20 protein-coding genes are annotated in these 18,521 nt (G+C 63.9%); 16 read left to right on the top strand and 4 right to left on the bottom strand.

All coding sequences use genetic code 11. The features are described from left to right. Positions 1 to 278 precede the first annotated feature (278 nt). The 7 genes from GFD25_RS00175 to GFD25_RS00145 all read left to right on the top strand — a co-directional run bounded on the left by GFD25_RS00175 (position 279) and on the right by GFD25_RS00145 (position 5,998). On the top strand, positions 279 to 1,256 hold the full coding sequence (locus GFD25_RS00175; RefSeq protein WP_163228739.1) for an ABC transporter permease: 978 nt from the start codon (positions 279 to 281) through the stop codon (positions 1,254 to 1,256). A 14-nt stretch (positions 1,257 to 1,270) separates the two neighbouring features. Next, a complete protein-coding gene (locus GFD25_RS00170) occupies positions 1,271 to 2,104 on the top strand; it encodes an ABC transporter permease (RefSeq protein WP_163229027.1) in 834 nt (277 codons plus the stop codon). Beyond that, a complete protein-coding gene (locus GFD25_RS00165) occupies positions 2,101 to 2,880 on the top strand; it encodes an ATP-binding cassette domain-containing protein (protein ID WP_163228737.1) in 780 nt (259 codons plus the stop codon). The genes GFD25_RS00170 and GFD25_RS00165 overlap by 4 nt, the downstream gene beginning before the upstream one ends. A 2-nt stretch (positions 2,881 to 2,882) precedes the next feature. After that, positions 2,883 to 3,626: an ABC transporter ATP-binding protein gene (locus GFD25_RS00160; RefSeq protein WP_163228735.1), complete on the top strand. Its 744-nt coding sequence runs from the start codon at positions 2,883 to 2,885 to the stop codon at positions 3,624 to 3,626. A gap of 132 nt (positions 3,627 to 3,758) precedes the next feature. After that, positions 3,759 to 4,127: a GntR family transcriptional regulator gene (locus GFD25_RS00155; RefSeq protein WP_163228732.1), complete on the top strand. Its 369-nt coding sequence runs from the start codon at positions 3,759 to 3,761 to the stop codon at positions 4,125 to 4,127. Further along, the gene (locus GFD25_RS00150; protein ID WP_163228729.1) at positions 4,124 to 5,047 is read left to right on the top strand and encodes an ATP-binding cassette domain-containing protein; all 924 of its coding nucleotides are present in this window, start codon (positions 4,124 to 4,126) and stop codon (positions 5,045 to 5,047) included. The genes GFD25_RS00155 and GFD25_RS00150 overlap by 4 nt, the downstream gene beginning before the upstream one ends. Before the next feature lie 3 nt (positions 5,048 to 5,050). After that, on the top strand, positions 5,051 to 5,998 hold the full coding sequence (locus tag GFD25_RS00145; protein WP_163228726.1) for a hypothetical protein: 948 nt from the start codon (positions 5,051 to 5,053) through the stop codon (positions 5,996 to 5,998). Between the two features lie 6 nt (positions 5,999 to 6,004). On the opposite strand, the gene GFD25_RS00140 is transcribed toward GFD25_RS00145, so the two are convergent. Beyond that, complete coding sequence (locus GFD25_RS00140; protein ID WP_163229025.1) at positions 6,005 to 7,018, bottom strand: NAD(P)-dependent oxidoreductase; 1,014 nt, start codon at positions 7,016 to 7,018, stop codon at positions 6,005 to 6,007. A gap of 202 nt (positions 7,019 to 7,220) precedes the next feature. Here GFD25_RS00140 and GFD25_RS00135 point away from each other — a divergent pair, with 202 nt between their 5' ends. Then, positions 7,221 to 7,439, top strand: a complete 219-nt coding sequence (locus GFD25_RS00135) for a helix-turn-helix transcriptional regulator (protein ID WP_163228723.1) — start codon at positions 7,221 to 7,223, stop codon at positions 7,437 to 7,439. Between the two features lie 15 nt (positions 7,440 to 7,454). Further along, the gene (locus GFD25_RS00130; RefSeq protein ID WP_163228721.1) at positions 7,455 to 7,931 is read left to right on the top strand and encodes a DUF2178 domain-containing protein; all 477 of its coding nucleotides are present in this window, start codon (positions 7,455 to 7,457) and stop codon (positions 7,929 to 7,931) included. Between the two features lie 105 nt (positions 7,932 to 8,036). Here the strand turns inward: GFD25_RS00130 and GFD25_RS00125 are convergent, their stop codons facing one another. Together GFD25_RS00125 and GFD25_RS00120 are read right to left on the bottom strand one after the other, a co-directional pair. Beyond that, on the bottom strand, positions 8,037 to 8,444 hold the full coding sequence (locus GFD25_RS00125) for a GNAT family N-acetyltransferase (RefSeq protein ID WP_163228718.1): 408 nt from the start codon (positions 8,442 to 8,444) through the stop codon (positions 8,037 to 8,039). A 122-nt stretch (positions 8,445 to 8,566) separates the two neighbouring features. After that, the gene (locus GFD25_RS00120; protein ID WP_163228715.1) at positions 8,567 to 9,181 is read right to left on the bottom strand and encodes a sugar O-acetyltransferase; all 615 of its coding nucleotides are present in this window, start codon (positions 9,179 to 9,181) and stop codon (positions 8,567 to 8,569) included. Between the two features lie 602 nt (positions 9,182 to 9,783). Between GFD25_RS00120 and GFD25_RS00115 the strand changes: the two genes are divergently transcribed. The 5 genes from GFD25_RS00115 to GFD25_RS00095 all read left to right on the top strand — a co-directional run bounded on the left by GFD25_RS00115 (position 9,784) and on the right by GFD25_RS00095 (position 15,584). Further along, positions 9,784 to 10,800, top strand: coding sequence for a pyridoxal-phosphate dependent enzyme (locus tag GFD25_RS00115; RefSeq protein ID WP_163228713.1), 1,017 nt, complete (start codon positions 9,784 to 9,786; stop codon positions 10,798 to 10,800). A gap of 131 nt (positions 10,801 to 10,931) precedes the next feature. Further along, complete coding sequence (locus GFD25_RS00110; protein WP_163228710.1) at positions 10,932 to 12,113, top strand: cystathionine gamma-synthase; 1,182 nt, start codon at positions 10,932 to 10,934, stop codon at positions 12,111 to 12,113. Positions 12,114 to 12,418: 305 nt separating this feature from the next. Next, on the top strand, positions 12,419 to 12,790 hold the full coding sequence (locus tag GFD25_RS00105; RefSeq protein ID WP_163228708.1) for a hypothetical protein: 372 nt from the start codon (positions 12,419 to 12,421) through the stop codon (positions 12,788 to 12,790). Between the two features lie 48 nt (positions 12,791 to 12,838). Beyond that, positions 12,839 to 14,878: a RecQ family ATP-dependent DNA helicase gene (locus GFD25_RS00100; RefSeq protein WP_163228705.1), complete on the top strand. Its 2,040-nt coding sequence runs from the start codon at positions 12,839 to 12,841 to the stop codon at positions 14,876 to 14,878. Between the two features lie 223 nt (positions 14,879 to 15,101). Further along, positions 15,102 to 15,584, top strand: a complete 483-nt coding sequence (locus GFD25_RS00095; RefSeq protein ID WP_163228703.1) for an S-ribosylhomocysteine lyase — start codon at positions 15,102 to 15,104, stop codon at positions 15,582 to 15,584. A 119-nt stretch (positions 15,585 to 15,703) separates the two neighbouring features. Here GFD25_RS00095 and GFD25_RS00090 read toward each other — a convergent pair whose 3' ends face one another. Next, the gene (locus tag GFD25_RS00090; protein WP_163228700.1) at positions 15,704 to 16,441 is read right to left on the bottom strand and encodes a FadR/GntR family transcriptional regulator; all 738 of its coding nucleotides are present in this window, start codon (positions 16,439 to 16,441) and stop codon (positions 15,704 to 15,706) included. A gap of 198 nt (positions 16,442 to 16,639) precedes the next feature. Here GFD25_RS00090 and GFD25_RS00085 point away from each other — a divergent pair, with 198 nt between their 5' ends. Continuing rightward, on the top strand, positions 16,640 to 17,233 hold the full coding sequence (locus tag GFD25_RS00085; RefSeq protein ID WP_239512314.1) for a gluconokinase: 594 nt from the start codon (positions 16,640 to 16,642) through the stop codon (positions 17,231 to 17,233). 70 nt (positions 17,234 to 17,303) lie between these two features. Next, positions 17,304 to 18,197, top strand: a complete 894-nt coding sequence (gnd, locus tag GFD25_RS00080; RefSeq protein WP_163228698.1) for a phosphogluconate dehydrogenase (NAD(+)-dependent, decarboxylating) — start codon at positions 17,304 to 17,306, stop codon at positions 18,195 to 18,197. Positions 18,198 to 18,521: the final 324 nt, after the last annotated feature.

Genomic DNA, 18,521 nt, shown 5'->3' with positions numbered 1-18,521 from the left:
CACTCAAGGCCGTTCGGCCAAGCCTACGGTCTCGAACGGCATATCCCGGTCCCACGCTCGTCGGTCTGTTCTGTCGCGTTTGTTGGTCGTGATTTTATGTGGATTATGAAACGTAACGTAACGGACTAACTGAGCGTGGGATCGGGGCATCCTGTTTCCGACCGTATGACTTGGCCGAGCGGCCCGGAGCGTGTCGGGAATAGGATGCCCCGGTCCCACGCGGCCACCGGATGATCTAGTCTCGGACGAAACGATGCCGTACATACAAGGAGCCGTATATGCGATTTCTTCTCAGACGTCTTGCATTGTTCGTCGCGGCGTTGTTCGGCATATCCGTCGTCGTGTTCGCGGCGCTGCGGATCCTGCCGGGCGACGTCGCGTCGGTGATGGCCGGATTGAACTCGCCGGCATCGCGCGTCGAGGCGCTGCGTGAGCAGTTCGGATTGAACCGTCCGTTGGTCGTCCAGTATGCCGACTGGGTGGGCGGATTGCTGCGCGGCGACTTCGGCACGTCGATTCTGACCGGACGATCGGTGACCTCGCTCGTCGGCGCGCGTGCGGCGATCACGTTTCCGCTGATCGTGTTGGGTCTGCTGATCGCGATGCTGATCGGCATTCCGCTCGGCGTGGCGGCGACGCTGGCGCGCTCGTCGTGGGCGCGGACCGTGTTCCACGTGGTCGGTCTGATCGGCGGCGCGATTCCGGCTTTGTGGGGCGGTCTGCTGCTCATCCTGCTGTTCTCGCGCGGCACCGGTCTGATCGGACTGTTTCCCTCGCAGGGGTTTCCGATGTACGGCTGGGGGGCGCCCGGGGAGGCGCTCTGGTCGCTGGTATTGCCGGCGTTGTCGGTCGGCATCATCGTCGGGGCCGGACTCATGCGCTACACGCGCTCGGCGCTGGGGGAGATCGCGGCCTCCGGTCATATCGACATGGCGATGGCGTGCGGCATGACGCGCCGTCAGGCCGTGATCCGTGTCGGGTTACGTCTCGCCATGCCGCAGCTGGTGTCGGTGATCGGGCTGACGTTCGCGGAAATGATCACCGGCGTCATGGTCATCGAAAACCTGTTCGCGCTGCCCGGCATCGGCTCGGGCCTCGTCACCGACGTCGGCAACCGCGATCTGATCGCCGTGCAAAGCGAACTGTTCATGCTCGCCGCGTTCTTCCTGGCCGTCGGTTTGCTCGTCGACCTCCTGCACCGCGCACTCGACCCGCGGCTGGCTACCGCGTCCACCATTGCGGAGGTGATCGCATGATCGTCGTTCGTTCCATGTGGCGACGGGCCGAAGGCAAATTCTCGCTGATCGCGCTCGGATTGTGGCTGGCCGTGTCGCTGGTCTCCCTGTTCTGGACGCCGCAGCCGCTGCTGGCGACCGACGGATACCATGTCTGGGCGAAACCGTCCGCCGCGCACTGGCTCGGCACCGACGGCACCGGTGCGGACGTGCTCAGCTGGCTGATGGCCGGCTCGCGCACGAACCTGCTCATCGTGATCCTGACGGTGCTGTTCGCGGCCGCGTTCGGACTGCTGCTCGTCGCGGCGATGGTCGCACGGTCGTCCGCGCTCACCTCCGCATCCGTGGTGATCGTCGACGCGTTGATTTCCATACCGACCGTGCTGCTCGCGTTGATCCTCGCCGTGCCGCTCGGTGCGTCGATCGTCGTGATCGTCGTCGCCTGCGGATTCGGGTACGGGCTGAACCTCGCGCGCGTCGCACGTCCCGCCGCACTGCTCGCCGCGCGGTCGTCGTATGTCGAATCCGCGCTGTCCAACGGGGCTTCCGGCTGGTGGACATTCGTGCGGCACATCGTGCCGAACACACTGCCGGTATTGCTCGTGCAGCTTTCGCTGTCGGCCGGAACGGCGGTGTTGGCGGAAAGCGGACTGACATATCTGGGCATCGGCGTGCCGAGCGGCGTGCCGAGCTGGGGGCATTCGCTCGCCACGTCGGTCAAGTTCATCAACGTGTATCCGCTGACGGTGCTGTGGCCGGGATTGATCGTCACGGTGATCGTCGTCGCGCTCAACATCTTCGGTGACGTGCTGCGCGACGCCATTGACCCGCTGACCAATCCGGAACTGCGGAAGGAGACCTCGCGGTGAGCGTTGAGATTCGGGGATTGAACGTTGCGATCGGCGGGAAGTCCATCGTTCGGAACGTGGATATGGATATCGCCGATGGGGAGCGCGTCGGGTTGGTCGGCTCGTCAGGGTCGGGAAAGTCGATGATCTCGCGCGCGATCATGGGACTGTTGCCGGCGAATGCGACGGTATCCGGCTCGATCATGGCCGGCGATCGGCAGATCGTCGGAACGGATGATGCGACGTTGGCCGATCTGCGCGGCCGGTATATGGGCATGGTGTTCCAGAATCCGGCCGTCTCGCTCAATCCGGTGATGACCGTCGGCCAGCAGATCGCCCTGCCGTTGCGATTGCATTATGACCTGAACCGTGCCGAACGGCAGGATCGCGTGCGGGCGATGCTCGACAAGGTCGGTCTGCCGTCCGACGTGATGGACAAGTATCCGCATCAGCTGTCCGGCGGACAACAGCAGCGCGTCGGCATCGCGACCGCGTTGATCACGTCGCCGCGGTTCATCATCGCCGACGAGCCGACCACCGCACTCGACTCGATCGTCCAACGGCAGATCGTCGACCTGCTCGTCTCGCTGGTCGACGACGCCGGCGCGTCCATGCTGTTCATCACCCACGATTTCGCCGTGCTCGCCCACGCCACCACGCGCTGCTACGTGCTCTCCGACGGTGCGATCGCCGACTCCGGCTCCACCTCTGGCCTGCTCGAACGCCCGACCACTCCCGAATCCACTCATCTCGTCTCCGCGGCCCGCACGTTGTCACTGATTGTCGAAGGATGTTGATCATGACCGTAGCCTCGCTCCTCTCCGCCCGCCATGTCAATAAATGCTTCGGCCGTCGTTCCGCGCGCCGTCAGATGCTTTTCGACGTGTCCGCCGACGTGTATCCGGGAGAATGCCTCGCCGTCATCGGCGGTTCCGGTTCGGGCAAATCGACGTTGACCCGCATCATGCTCGGCCTTGAATCCGCAGACTCGGGCACCGTCGATTATGCGGGAGGCGATATCCGTCGCGAATCCGGCCTCGTGTTCCAGGACCCGTTCTCCTCGCTCGACCCGCGCTGGCGCGTCGCACGGTCCGTTGCGGAACCGCTGCTGATCCAGCGCCGCGATCTGTCCCGTGCCGACATCGACGCACGGGCCGCCGCGGCGCTGCGTACCGTCGGCCTTGATCCGGCGATCTTCGCAGGCCGGTATCCGATCGACCTGTCCGGAGGCCAGGCGCAACGCGTCGCCATCGCGCGTGCGATCGTGAACGAGCCGAAGATCATCCTCGCCGACGAACCGATGAGCGCGATCGACGTGGCGGCCCGCATCCAGATTCTCGACGCGTTCGCCACCATCCGTGAAACACATCGTGAAACGGCGATCGTCATGGTGTCGCACGATCTCGGCGTCGTCCAGCACATCGCCGACCGCATCCTCGTGCTCCACGACGGACGCGTCGAGGAATGCGGGTCGGCCTCCGCGGTGCTTGGCGATCCGCGATCCGCCTACACCCGTCAACTCATCGAAGCCGCATCGCTGTAGCGCGACACGATCACGGTGCGTTATTGACGTTCCATCCCATTGGTTATATGGTTAGTTACATAAGTAATGAACCAATGAGGTTGTGTCGTATGCGTGGCACGGCCGAGGGGATCAAGGAGGTGACCGCAACCCGTGCATTTCGACGATTCCAACGGCGTCCCGCTGTTTAGACAGGTCGCCGACCAGCTCAACGAGGCGATCATCGCCGGCACCTACCGCGAAGGCGACCAGGTACCCAGCACCACGGAAATCTCCTCGGCCTACCGCATCAACCCGGCGACCGTGCTCAAAGGCATGAACCTGCTCGTCGAACAAGGACTGCTCGAAAAACGCCGCGGACTGGGCATGTTCGTCACCCCGGGAGCGGCGGAACGGGCGAAGGCCGCCAAACGCGAGGAATTCCTCACCGAACAGGTCGCGAGGTTCGTCGCCGAAGCCAAACGGCTCGGCATCACCGCCGACGAACTCGCCGACATCGTCAAGAAAGGCTACCGGTCATGAGCCTCACCGTCACCAACCTCGTCAAAACCTATGGCAACGGCGCCAAACCCGCGCTCGATCATGTCAATCTCGTCCTGCAGCCGGCCATCTACGGACTGTTCGGCCGCAACGGCGCCGGCAAATCCACTCTGCTTGGGCTAATCGCCAATCGCCTGCTGCCGAGCGACGGCATGGTCATGCTCGACGGCGCCAACGTGCGCGACAACGAAACCGCGCAGGGCCGCATCTACCTCGCCAACGAAACCCGCCCGTTCCTCTGGCCGGTGCGCCTGAGCACATTGTTCCGCCGCGAGGAACGCTACTACGGCGGCTTCGACTGGGGATTCTGCTCGCGCATGCTCGCCGAATTCGGCATAGCGCCGGGCATGATGTACGGCAACCTGTCGCTCGGCCAGAGGCAGATCGTGCAATTGGTCGCCGCGCTGTGCGTGCCGGTCGACGTGCTACTGCTCGACGAACCGGTGCTCGGACTCGACGCGGCCAATCGGCAGCTGTTCTACCGGTTCCTGATCGAATCGTACGTCGAACGACCGCGCACCATCGTCGTCTCGACGCACATCATTGACGAGATCACGCATGTCGTCGAACGTGCGATCATCCTCGACCGGGGCCGCGTCGTGGACGAATTCGCCGCCGAAACGGTCGGTTCCCGCGCCGCGGTGCTGGTGGGCGACGAGAATACGGTGGACGATTTCATCGCGGACGCCGGACTGGGCGTCGTCGCGAAGGAACGGATGGGCCGACTGGCCAGTGTGACCGTCCGTGGCGAGATCGACGCGAACGACCTGCCCGAAGGCATCGTCGCCAGCGGACTGAGCTTGCAGGATTACGTCATCGCAGCGACCGGGCAATCGGGCAATGTTGCGGGCGATGTCGCGGACGACCCGACACCAATGACAACGAACGCAGGGGAGCGGTGAACCATGATCAGACCACAATCGCATCTCAGCCGCCAGTTTGTCGCGATGGCGAAACGTTGCGCGATTCTCTATGCGGTGATGCTCGCCATTCCTTTGGCGACGCTCAGCATCTCCGCCTACCGCGTGTATGCGCAGCTCACGGAGTCGGGTTCCGAATCTGCCGCATTTCCCGTGGACACCGAAGCCCGCATGTTCCCGTTCCTGTTCCTGGTCGGCGTGATCTGGTTCGTCGGATTCTTCGACGTCGAACTGTGTCATGGCGTATCGCGCCGATCGTTCGCGAACGTCGGCATGATCGCGAACGTGGCGATCGCCGCCGCGACGACGCTCATTCTCATGCCGGTGCAGTACGCCGGTGCGTTACTGACGCGAACGGTGCGATCCGCGACGGAATCCCAGCAGGCCGATCTGCTGCGCTCGCCGTCGGGCGTGCTGCTGTATCTGCAAGGAGATCGGTCCGGACGCTTCCAGTTCGCGGGAACCGATTGCCCGGTCGGAACGTTGGCGAGCCGCGCGGTGTGCAGCGAACCGGCCGTCGTGCCGTTCGATTGGCTGTATATGTCGATGAAGATATTCTCGATGATGCTGATCGTCGCCTCGTTGGGCATGTTGGCAGGCGCGTTGATCGCATGGGCGTTCAACGGCGGCGTGATGCGCTGGTCGGGCGGTTCGCTGCTGCTGATCGCGGTGGTCGCCGTATATACGGTGGCTAGTTCGTGGTGGTATACGGGCGACACATATGACGAGGCGTTGCCGCGGGCGCTGTACTGGGTGAAGAACCTGCTGTCCGGCAGCGTGATCCGTTACGTGGGGACTCGGCAGGTCATCTCGTACGTCGCGTGGATTCCATTCGTGTTCTCGATCTTGGTGTTCACGGTGTGCGCGTTCGCCGTGGACCGGATGACAGCACGGCGCGAGATCCGACCGTTCCGTCGAAGCCTGATCGGATGATCGGGCTCAGTTCGCCACGTTGAAGTCGCCGCCGGTGAAGAACGATGCGACCGACTGCACGACCTGCCTGGTGAGGCTCACGTATGCCTCGTCGTTGCGCCACGCCACATGCGGGGTCAACACGATACCCGGCACGGTACGCAACAGATCGTCCATCGGCAGCGGCTCATGGTCGAACACGTCCAACGCGGCTTGGACGTCGCCTCGCAGCAGCCGTGCGGTCAGCGCGCCCGGCTCGATGATCTCAGCTCGCGCGGTATTGACGAACAACGTGCCCGGACGCATACGGTCGAGCTGACGGGCCGTGATGATGCCGGCCGTGGACTCCAGCAGCGGCAGGTGAAGGCTCACGATGTCCGCGCGTTCCATCAGATCTCCCATATCGTCGATCAATTCCACGCCGAGTTCGGTTGCCGCGGCCGGGTCGACGTGTGAATTCCATACGGCCACATGCATCCCAAACCCGTTGGCGATACGGGCCACGGTCTGGCCGATGCCGCCGAATCCGATCAGGCCCAGTGTTTTGCCATGCAGCGCGTAGCCTTCCGCGCCGGTCCAATCGTCGGCCTTCACCTCGGCGTCCAGCCGGCCGGTCTCGCGGGCCAGTTCCAGAATCAGCGCGAACGTGTGCTCGGCCACCGCATGATCGCCGTAATGCACGATGTTGCATACGCGCACGCCGCGTTCGCGGGTCTTCGCCATGTTGATGTAGCTCGCCACGCCGGTGCCGCCGAATGCGAAGCAACGTACGTGGCCGTCGCCGCCGTCGAAGCCGCAGAAGCGGTCAAGCGCCGCGTCGGGAATGTGGAATCCGATCACCATCACCGCGTCCGCGTCGGCGGACCGCGCGAGCAGCGTCTCCTTGTCCGTCGTGCGATCCGTATACATGCGCACGCGTGCGATGTCGTGCAGCAGGGGCAAATTCGCCTTGAACGGCTCGATCATCGCCTCGAACACCGTCGGCATCACCGCCAGCGGCAGATCGGTGCGGTCGGGTTGCGTTTCGATGATCTGCGGCATGGATTGCTGTTCGCTCATGCCTTCACTGTAATGCGACACGTCGAACGGGCTTCGGCGCGTCGTGTGGCTGATATGGTCGACGCCTGGAACTAACATGAAGTCAACTTCATATGAAGCATGCTTCAGTTTATGATCGAACGATGATCGCCGGCGGCGTTGCGGGCAATGCCTCCGGCGGCATGACGGGAGGTGATGCGGGTCGATGAAGACCAAGGTTCGCGAATACCGGAAAGCAGCCGGCATGACGCAACAGGAGTTGGCGGATGCGGTGCATGTGTCGTCCCGCACGATCATCTCGATCGAAAAGGAACAGTACAACCCCTCGCTCATGCTTGCCTACCGCCTGGCGCGGGTGTTCGGCACCAGCATCGAAGACCTGTGCATGCTGGACGAAAACGAACGCATCGAGGACGGCGAATAGGAATCGAACAGGAACATGGATGGAAAGGCAGGGATTGCAATGAAACCGAGAATACGAAGTCGCAAGGCGTTGCGCAGCGCGATCTGCATGGGCTTGGCCGCGCTGTTGCAGCTTGGATTGGCGTTGGGGGCCTTTGGCGGTGGCCGTTCGGAACGCTATGCGTGGTCGCGGGCATTGGAGGTGATCACGTTCGTGATGTTTCTCGCCATGGCCGTCATGTGGCTGTGCGCGGCGTATTCCGAGACGGCGGCCCTTGCCTTCGGCGAACAGAAACCGGAGGACGAGCGTGACCGCGCGGTGCTGACCAAAGCCAACGCGAAGGCGTTGCGGGTGCTGGAGATAACGATGCTGTCGGTTGCGATCGTCGCGCTGTTCGCCGGCATCGCGTTGGATAGCGCGATCCTGGCCGTCATCGGATTGACGGTGATCACGTGCGGATTGGTGGCGTTGATATTGCAAATCGGACTGGCATGGTGGTATTTCCGGCACTGATTGCCCGCGAAATACCACCGATGATGCCGATTCGTGCGAGGCGGGCCGATTGAGGTCGGATGCCGATGGCCCCGATCGGTTCGACTGATTGTGACTGGTTGCGTCTCACCAGTTCGGATTGACGGTCTGCATGGCCACGCCGTCGGTCATGACCTTGAAACCGAAGCGTTCGTAGAACGATGCGTTCTTGCTTTCCTCCGGCATGACCTCGACATAGAAGAAGTCGCGGTACTTCTCCTGGATCATGCGCACCATGTGCCCGGCGATGCCATGGCCCTGATAGGCGGGGTCGACCAGCACGTAGTGCATGTAGGCCAGCATCGCGCCGTCGTCCAATGCGCGCACCAGACCGACCAGACGGTCGCCGTCCCACGCCGAAACCACCGTCGACGATCCCATCAGCGCCTTGTACAGCTGATCGGGATACTCGCCCGACACCCAGCCGACCGATCGGAACAGTTGCTGGACCTGATCCTTGGTGAAATTGCGTTCCTCGGTGTATGCGATGGCCATGTGATTCCCCTCCGTCATGGTGTGATATCGGGGCTGATGCGAGCGAGCCGTGTCCGCCCCGGCGTAATGTATCGATAACTCGGTCGATGCCGGTTCATCGTAGGGCATGAAAGCCCGGGAAATCAGATGCCGTCCGGAATGCGGCGATCCCGCCAATAGTATTCCCGATCATGATCGTTGATCTCGCGCACCACACGGCATGGGGAGCCGAACGCGACCGAATCGGCAGGAATGTCCCGCGTGACCAGGCTGCATGCGCCGATCACCGCATTGTCGCCGATCGTCACCCCGGGAAGCACCGTCACGTTCGCGCCGATCCACACGTTGCGTCCGATATGGATCGGTTCCGAGAACTGCGCGATGCGTTCGCGCAGATCGGGTCGGATCGGATGGCCGGTCGTTACCAGCGTCACGTTCGGGCCGATCATCGTGTGATCGCCGATGAAGATCTCGCCGTCATCCACCAGCGTGAGATTGAAATTCGCGTACGCATGGGCGCCCCAATGCGTGCCGCACCCCCAGTTCGCGTGCACCGGAAGCTCCACGTAGGCGCCCTCGCCGAACTCGGCGAAGAACTCGCGCAACAGCTCGCCGCGTCGCGGATCGCCGGGCAGGGTGCCGTTGAGCTCGTGAAGCATCCTCATCTGCCCGAGCTGCGCCGCGTCCATTTCCGGATCGCCGCAAAAATACACGCCGGGGGAGTGCATGATGTCAAGTACGCGTTGCGGAACGGTCATAGTCACCTCGTTGTCGTCGTGGCCGTATGAAATGCCTTCGTTCAGCATAGCGGAGCGCGTCATGTCCGTCCGGATCCGGCGCGTCCGGCCCCGGGTGCGGCGTGCGGGGCTGGACGCGCCTCGTATGGACTTGTCTCTGTATGCGAAACGACGCGACACGCGGATGCCTGGCGAGGTGCTATCGTATGAGCCATGACGTATCTCATGTGTTGTTGTTGTCGCTGACCGCGCCGCCCGTATCGGGCATGTGGCGAACGGTCGACAACGCATAACTTGAGATAGGATTCATGCTTCTGAATCACGGCTGGTCCATGGCGGATCGCGTACGGTTCCATAATATGGTTTCATGCGATGCCCTGATGGTTGTTTCAAATGGTTGTTCCATGAGTATCGCGAGCGGCCGTAACCCCCTCGGTCAGCTTTGCTGACAGCTCCCCTGGTAGGGGGGCGCAGGGAAGAAAAATCACTTTTCCGTGACATGGCGGAGGCATCATCTCTCCTGTTTCTCGTAACCGCGGCGTCGGCCGATGAGCCAAGCCCCCCCCCATCCATCCGTATAGCAAGCTCCAAGCACACCGCCAGCAGAAGAAACGAGAAACGAAATGACCATCCACGCTTCCATCGTCGAAACCATCGGCAACACCCCGCTCGTCAGGCTCAACCACGTAGCCGAAGACGTCCGTGCCACCATCGCCGTCAAGATCGAATACCTCAATCCCGGCGGCTCGTCCAAGGACCGCATCGCCGAACGCATCATCGACGCGGCCGAACGATCCGGACAACTCAAGCCCGGCGGCGTGATCGTCGAACCGACCTCCGGCAACACCGGCGTCGGTCTCGCGCTCGTCGCCCAGCAGCGCGGCTACCGCACCATCTTCACCTTGCCCGACAAAGTCAGTGAATCCAAGCGCGCCGTCCTGCGCGCGTACGGCGCGGAAGTCGTCGTCACCCCCACCGATGCCGGCCCCGACGACCCGCGATCCTACTATCAGGTCGCCGAACGGCTCGCCAACACCATCCCCGGCGCATTCCGCCCCAACCAGTACGACAATCCGAACGGCCCCGCCAGCCACTACGCCACCACCGGTCCCGAGATCTGGGAGGCCGCGGACCACAAGGTCACGCATTTCGTGGCCGGCATCGGCACCGGCGGCACGATCTCCGGCACCGGCCGCTACCTCAAGGACGTCTCGGACGGCGCGGTCAAGGTCATCGGCGCCGACCCGGAAGGCTCGATCTACTCCGCGCCCAGCATGGACGCGGTGCACCAGTACGACATCGAAGGCGTCGGCGAGGACTTCTACCCGAAGGCGTTCGACCGGACCATCACCGACGACATCATCAAGATCGACGACCATGACGCGTTCCTGATGACGCGACGTCTCGCCGGGGAGGAAGGCCTGCTCGTCGGCGGATCCTCCGGCATGGCCGTGGCCGCCGCCGTACGATACGCGCGCGAACGCGACCTGGACGAGAACCAGCTCGTCGTTGTGCTCATGCCGGACTCCGGACGCAGCTACCTGGAAAAGATCTTCAACGACGACTGGATGCGCGACCACGGGTACGGCGACATCGTCGAAGCGACCCGCAGGCCCTCGCTCGCCGCGCAATACCTGTGAACACCGGTACGGCCGTCGCCTGCCGGATCCCACGCCCATAACACGCTATCGGCAACGCCGATAGCCACGCCATCACAAAACGAGAATCACGACACTACCCTCGCAAGAGGAACACTCGAAAGGAACCGACCATGACCATCTCCACCAACGCCGCCGCCCTCGCAGCCTCCCAGCTCGCCACCCGCGCCATCCACGCCGGACAGGAACCCGACCCGACCACCGGCGCGGTCGTCACCCCGATCTACGCCACCTCCACGTTCAAGCAGGACGGCGTCGGCGGACTGCGCAACGGCTACGACTACAGCCGTTCCATCAACCCGACGCGCAACAGCTTCGACGCGCAGCTCGCCTCCGTCGAAGGCGCGAAGTACGCGCTGTCGTTCTCCTCCGGCCTCGCCGCGATCGACGTGCTGCTGCGCTCGACCATCAAGCCCGGCGACAACATCCTGCTCGGCAACGACGTGTACGGTGGCACCTACCGACTGCTGTCCAAGGTGTTCGTGCCGTGGGGCGTGGGCCTCGACGTGGTCGACATCACCGACCTGGACGCGGTGGCCGCGGCGTTCAAGACCAAGCCGTACGCGTACATCTGGGTGGAGACCCCGTCGAACCCGCTGCTCAACATCACCGACATCAAGGCCGTGGCGGCGCTCGCGCACGAGCATGGCGTCAAGGTCGCGGTCGACAACACGTTCGCCTCGCCGGTGCTCCAGCATCCGCTCGCCGAAGGCGCGGACGTGGTCGTGTACTCGACCACCAAGTACATCGGCGGCCATTCCGACGTGGTCGGCGGCGCCGTGGTCCTCAACGACGAGGAGACGCGCGACAAGGTGGCGTTCCTGCAGAACGCGGCCGGCGCGGTGCCCTCGCCGTTCGACTCGTGGCTCGACATCCGCGGTCTCAAGACCCTTGACCTGCGCGTCAAGCAGCACAGCCGCAACGCGCTCAAGGTCGCGCAGTGGCTGGAGGGCCACTCCGAGGTGGAACGTGTGTGGTACCCGGGTCTCGAATCGCACCCGGGCCATGAGATCGCGGCCCGTCAGATGCACGGTGGCTTCGGTGGCATGGTCTCCGTGCAGATCAAGGCCGGATTCGAGGCGGCCAAGCGTTTCGCCGGCGCGACGCAGGTGTTCACGCTCGCCGAATCGCTCGGCGGCGTCGAATCGCTCATCGAGCACCCGGGCGCGATGACCCACGCATCCGTGGCGGGAACCACGCTCGAGGTGCCGGCGAACCTGATCCGCCTGTCGGTCGGCATCGAGGACGCCGACGATCTGATCGCCGACCTCGATCAGGCGTTCAAGGCGATCTGATTCCCGCCTCGCGGCGAATCGTCGCGTTGTGAATCATCCCGTATCGGCCGTGCCCGTCGTCTTTCGATGGGTGCGGCCGATGTCGTATGCGGGTCTCCTATGCGGGTCTTCCGGTTTCTGCCTGTATGGTTTCGGGCCGTGTGGATCAGCGTGGAACGAACGGATCCGTGCGGACGATTTGGTTCGGGAGTCGCGTCAGGCTCCGGCGGATCATGCCGTCGAGGGGACGATCCCCCGATGAAAGTCTTGGGGGGGGGGGTATCCTTTGGAGCCGATTTATACCAGAAAACCGAGGAGGATTCTCGATGACCGACCATCCGCTCGGAGAACGAACCCGCGCCTATCTACTGACCCTTCCGGCGGTTCGCGATGTCATCGGGGACCGCATCTACTATACGGACGAGTTCATCCGAGGCGCCGTCGAACAGGACCGTGACGGCGTCGACCCCATGACCATCTTCGACAAGGCCGGACTGTATCCGAAGCTCATCGGTCACCAGCGTATTCTCAGCGCCATGCGACGTTGGCGGGCGAGCCACGCCGCCGACGAATCCCTGCCGACATACGTTCCGGACGCGCGCGACCGTCTCATCGCCGAACAGGCGCTGCGCATCCGCGCCCTCGAACGGGAGATCGAAGACCTGCGGCGGGCGTGCGACGGGGCGACGCCCGTCTGACCCGCTCCCGTCCGCAATTCGCCGTTCCGTCGCCTACACTGGGAAACCATGACAGACCAAGCGGCGGCGCTGGGGGCGCTCAGACAGTATTTCGGCTACGACTCGTTCAGGCCGGGCCAATCCGGGCTGGTCGAGGCGATCCTCGCCGGGCGGGACGCGCTCGGCGTCATGCCCACCGGTGCCGGCAAATCCGTGTGCTACCAGATTCCCGCCATGCTGCTGCCCGGCGTCACCGTGGTCATCTCGCCGCTGATCTCCCTGATGCGCGACCAGGTCGACGGGCTCAACGACGCCGGAATCCCCGCGGCGTTCATCAACACCACGCAAAGCCCCGACGAACAGGGCATGGTGCTCGCCCAGGCAGCCCAAGGCGACGTGAAACTGCTGTACGTGGCGCCAGAACGCCTCGAAACCGAGCGGTTCCGCGATTTCGCCGCACGCACCCCGATCTCGCTCGTCGCCGTGGACGAAGCGCATTGCGTCTCCCAATGGGGACAGGACTTCCGCTCCTCGTATCTCGGCATCGGCGAATTCATCGCCGGTCTTCCCGTTCGCCCGGTCGTCGCCGCGTTCACCGCCACCGCCACCGAACGGGTACGCCGGGACGTCGTCGCCATGCTCGGTCTCAACGATCCGCAGATCACCGTCACCGGCTTCGACCGCGACAACCTGTATTTCGACGTCATCAAGATGGAAACCAAACGCAAGGCCGCATGGGTGGCCTCGTACATCGCCGCGCATCCGGACGAGTCCGGCATCGTGTACTGCGCCACGCGCAAGGCGACCGAGGAACTTGCGGCATCGCTCAACCGGGCCGTGCCGGCGATGCGCGCGGCGTCCGGCACGGCCGGAGCATCGGACGAGACGGTTGCGACCGACGGGGGGTCATCCGGCGACGATGCGGCGCGTCTCGGTCCGATCGCCGTCGCCTACCACGGCGGCATGTCTGCCGAAATCCGCGACCGGGCGCAACGCGACTTCGTCACCGACCGCATCCCCGTCGTCGTGGCGACGAACGCGTTCGGCATGGGCATCGACAAGTCGAACGTGCGCTACGTGATCCATCACAACATGCCGGACTCGATCGAAGCCTACTATCAGGAGGCCGGGCGTGCGGGCCGCGACGGCGAGCCGAGCCGGTGCACGCTGCTGTGGAACGACGGCGACATCGTCACGCGCCGCCGCCTGCTCGACACCGATTACGACAACGAGCGCATGACCCCCGAGGAACAGGAGATCAACCGCGTCAACAAGTGGCACAAGCTCGATGCCATGATCGGCTACTGCCGCACCACGGACTGCCTGCACGAGTACATGACCCGATACTTCGGCGAAACGGCGCCGGCCGACGGCGCTCGACCCGGCACGTGCAAGGGCGGATGCACGAACTGCAACGGCACGTTCGAAACCCTTGACGTGACCGACATCGCGCGCGCCATCAGCCGATGCGTGCATGACGTGATGTACGACTACGACGAACAGGGGCGGCCCACGCGCATGCCGATGCGGCAGGGTCTCGGCTCCGGAAAGATCGTCGCCGTATTGCGAGGATCGCGCGCGCAGGACGTGCTCGGCCGCGGGCTGGACCGGTGTCCGAGCTACGGACGGTTGCGTGAGACGCCCGAGGCGCGCGTGCGTGACGTGCTCAGCCAGATGACGACCGACAAGTTCCTGTTCGTGTCGGAAGGGCGTCTGCCGATCGTCGGATTCGGTACGCGGGCCGCCGAGACGGTCGCGCCGGATTTCCATTACGAGATCAAGCGGGTGGAACGCAAGGCCGCCCGCGTATCCGGCGGCGCATCGGCCGGCATGGGGGAGACGGGCGCCGCGCTCGGCTCGTTCGAACCCGTCAGCGAGGCCGACGAGGCGTTGTTCCAACGGCTGCGCGCCCTGCGCCGCGACATCGCGCAGGAAATCGGCAAGCCGCCGTACATCGTGTTCTCCGACAAGTCGCTGCGCGACATGGCCCGCGTCAAGCCGGTCTCCGACGACCAGTTCCTTGAGGTCAACGGCGTGGGCGAAAGCAAGCTCAAACAGTACGGCGAGCGGTTCATGAAGGCGATCGCCGAGTTCGATGCCGGAGCGTGAGTGTGGCGGATGCTGTTTGTGGGGCACGTCCCGGGTGACCCCCTCAGTCAGCTTCGCTGCCAGCTCCCCCTATCAGGGGGAGCAGAGGAAGGTCGTATAAGAACTCGGAAAGCAACCGCCTATAAGCAACGTCTATAGGCGATTTGCGCCGATTCATCCTCGAATGCCGTCAATGGTGGAACAATGGGTAGCGGACACGAATCTTCAAGGCAAGGAGTCTGAAATGGCCGACAAGCCAGTCGTCGAAAGCTTCCAGTTGGACCACACCAAGGTGAAGGCGCCGTATGTGCGTTACATCGATACGCAGACCGGCCCGAACGGCGACGTGATCTCGAACTATGATCTGCGTCTCGTCCAGCCGAACGAGAACGCGATCCCCACCGCCGGACTGCATACGATCGAACACACGATCGCGGTGCTGCTGCGCGAGCGCATTCCCGGCTACATCGACTGCTCGCCGTTCGGCTGCCGTACCGGATTCCACCTGCTGACGTGGGGGACTCACTCGACCGAGGACGTGGCGAAGGCGCTCAAGGAATCGCTTGAGTTCATCGCCTACAAGGCCACGTGGGACGACGTGCCGGCCACCACGATCGAAAGCTGCGGCAACTACCGCGACCACAGCCTGTTCACCGCGAAGGAGTGGGCGAAGGACATCCTCGCCAAGGGCATCAGCTCCGACCCGTTCGAACGCAAGGTCGTCTGAGCCGCCGCATCCATTGCGGACGGCCGGTTCCGCATGACGGGATCGGCATGACGACGACGCCCGGTCTTTCCGTCGTTCCTTGACGGAAAGACCGGGCGTCGTGCGTTGGCCGGGTATGTTCAGCGCTCTCCGTTCGAGCCGAGCTTCATGATCGCGGCGTCGGACTCGTCCACGATCCTGCGCATCGCCGCTTCGGCGGCCTCGCCGTCTCCCTTGCGTATCAGCGCGGCGATCTCGACGTGGAGGTTCAGCGCGTTCTGGTCGGCCGTCCGGGGCATCAGCTCGTGCTGCGTGCGGCCCTTCAGGGTCGAGGCGATCACGTCGCCCAGTTCGGCGAACATGCGGTTGCCGGACGCCTGCAGCAACGTGCGGTGGAATCGCATGTCCGCGTCCAGATAGTCCTGTCCGTCGGCGTGGTCCGAGTGCGACACCATGCCGATCGCGGCTTCGGTGAGTGCGGCCCATTGCTGCGGCGTGGCCGCCGAGGCCGCCAGCCGTGCCGCCATCGGCTCGACCGCCGCGCGCAGTTGGGAGAGTTCGTGCAGCGCGTCCAGGCGGTGGGTGCCGCGCAAACGCCAGCCGATGACCTGCGGGTCGAACATGTTCCACTGGCCGATCGGATTGACGGTCGCGCCGGTTTTGCGCTTGACGCTCACCAGTCCCATGGATTCGAGCACGCGCGTGGCCTCACGCGTCACGGTGCGTGACGGCTGGGCGTCGCCGTCCATCGACGGGTCGGGCAGGCGCTCTCCCGCGGCGATGTCGCCGTTGACCACGGCCATGCCCCATTCCTCGAGCAGCCGGTCGTGCAGTGGCCGGTCCGTGCGGATGTCGCCTTTGATCGTCTTGACAGTCATACCGTCCAGTATCGCACATACAAAAACCGGTTATGCCGTTTCTTATGGCATACGTAAATAAACGTCGACCATCTTTCGTATTGCGTATTACTACATCTGTGATATAGTTGATAAAGGCATACAAAATATGTGCCACATAGTAAAACGTAATGCAAAAAGAATGGCTCGCGGCAGCGGACCGGACAACAGGAGCGGCAGATGACGGATACAGCTGCATTGAACACGACCGAACCGCGCGCGACGGACGGACTCATCTCGGCGAACACCATTCCCGAAGGATATTTCGACCACACCAAGCCCATCGCCATCATCATGGGCGTGTGCGGATGCGGCAAAACCACCGTCGCCGAACATCTCGCCGCCGAACTCGGCGTGAAATACGCCGAAGCCGACGATTTCCACCCGAAAGCCAACATCGAGAAGATGGCCTCCGGACACCCGCTCACCGACGAGGACCGCTGGCCGTGGCTCGACGCGCTCGCCGCATGGATCGACCGGCGCGTGGCCGCGGGAGAACCGGCCGTCGTCACCTGCTCGGCCCTCAAGAAGGTCTACCGCGACAAGCTCCGCCGTCCGGGCGTCGTTTTCGTCTACATGAAGGGCACGTACGACGAGGTGCTCGCACGCATGTCGCACCGTCAGGGCCATTTCATGAAAACCGACATGCTGCGCTCGCAGTTCGACATCCTCGAAGAGCCCGGCGACGACGAAGTGCACGTCGACGTCGAGATCGGCCACGGCACCACCCCCGACCAGGAGGCCGCCGCGGTGATCGGAGCGCTCGGCCTGTGACGCCGGGCCGCTGAGATTTCCACCCACCAACCACCAACAACATCAACCAACCACCAAAGAAGGTGCCAACATGCAAATGGGAATGATCGGCCTCGGCCGAATGGGCGGCAACATGGTCAAGCGGCTGCGCGAAGGCGGCCACGAGATCGTCGGTTTCGACATGAACCCCGAATCCGGCCGCGACATGGACTCGCTCGAAGCGCTGGTCGGCGCGCTCAAGACCCCGCGCGTCGTATGGGTCATGGTGCCCGCCGGCGTACCCACCGAATCCACGATCGCCAAACTCGGCGAGCTGCTCGAGCCGGGCGACATTGTCGTGGACGGCGGCAACTCCAAGTACACCGAGGACCGCGAGCATGCGGCCTCGCTTGCCCAGCGCGGCATCGGCTTCCTCGACTGCGGCGTCTCCGGCGGCGTGTGGGGCGCGGAACGCGGCTACGCGCTCATGGTCGGCGGCTCGGCCGAGGACTACGCCACCGTGCTGCCGATCTTCGAAACCCTGAAGCCGGAAGGCGAATACGGCCTCGTGCACGCCGGTCCGGTCGGCGGCGGCCATTTCGCCAAGATGGTGCACAACGGCATCGAATACGGCATGATGCAGGCCTTCGGCGAAGGATTCGCCACGATGATGCGCAGCGAATACGTGACCGACCCGGCCAAGACGATGGCCTCGTGGCGATCCGGCTCGGTCGTCGCCAGCTGGCTGCTCGACCTGTTCGAAAACGCGACCAAGGACGACCCGACCCTGCACAACGTGCCGCCGGTCGCCAACGAATCCGGCGAGGCCAAATGGATGGTCGAGGCGGCGCTCGAACTCGGCGTGCCCACGCCGACCACCGCCGCGGCCCTGTGGCAGCGTCAGGATTCACGCGGCGCCGCCGACGACATCCTGCGCGTCGTCACGGCCCTCAGGGCCCAGTTCGGCGGCCACGTCACCAAGATCGACGAAATCGCCACGCACTGAGTCGGTCCGGCGGCCATAACTCAGCGCCATGACGAACTTCCTGTTGAGTTACGGTCGTTACGGAGGGCGAAAACGACCGTAACTCAACAACATCGGCACCGGCTGCATCACGCGCGGCCGATGCCGAGATAAACGTGCGGGGCGTGACCGTTGCAACAGGCACAACGGCCACGCCCCGTCTTCGTCTGTCCGGCGCGATATTGGTTTCGCCGTTTGCATATCGAACAGCCCCGTCGTGAACGCCGTCGATTGTGACGCAGACGTGGTAGCCTATCGGCTCAGTTACGTTCCCTTCGATCATGAGGTGAGTTGTGGGTTCCGAAG

This window comes from Bifidobacterium aerophilum (genome assembly GCF_010667685.1).
In the GTDB taxonomy this organism is placed as follows: domain Bacteria; phylum Actinomycetota; class Actinomycetes; order Actinomycetales; family Bifidobacteriaceae; genus Bifidobacterium; species Bifidobacterium aerophilum.
The sequence above is the reverse complement of the archived record's forward strand: the minus strand, read 5'-3'. Positions and strand labels throughout refer to the sequence as shown.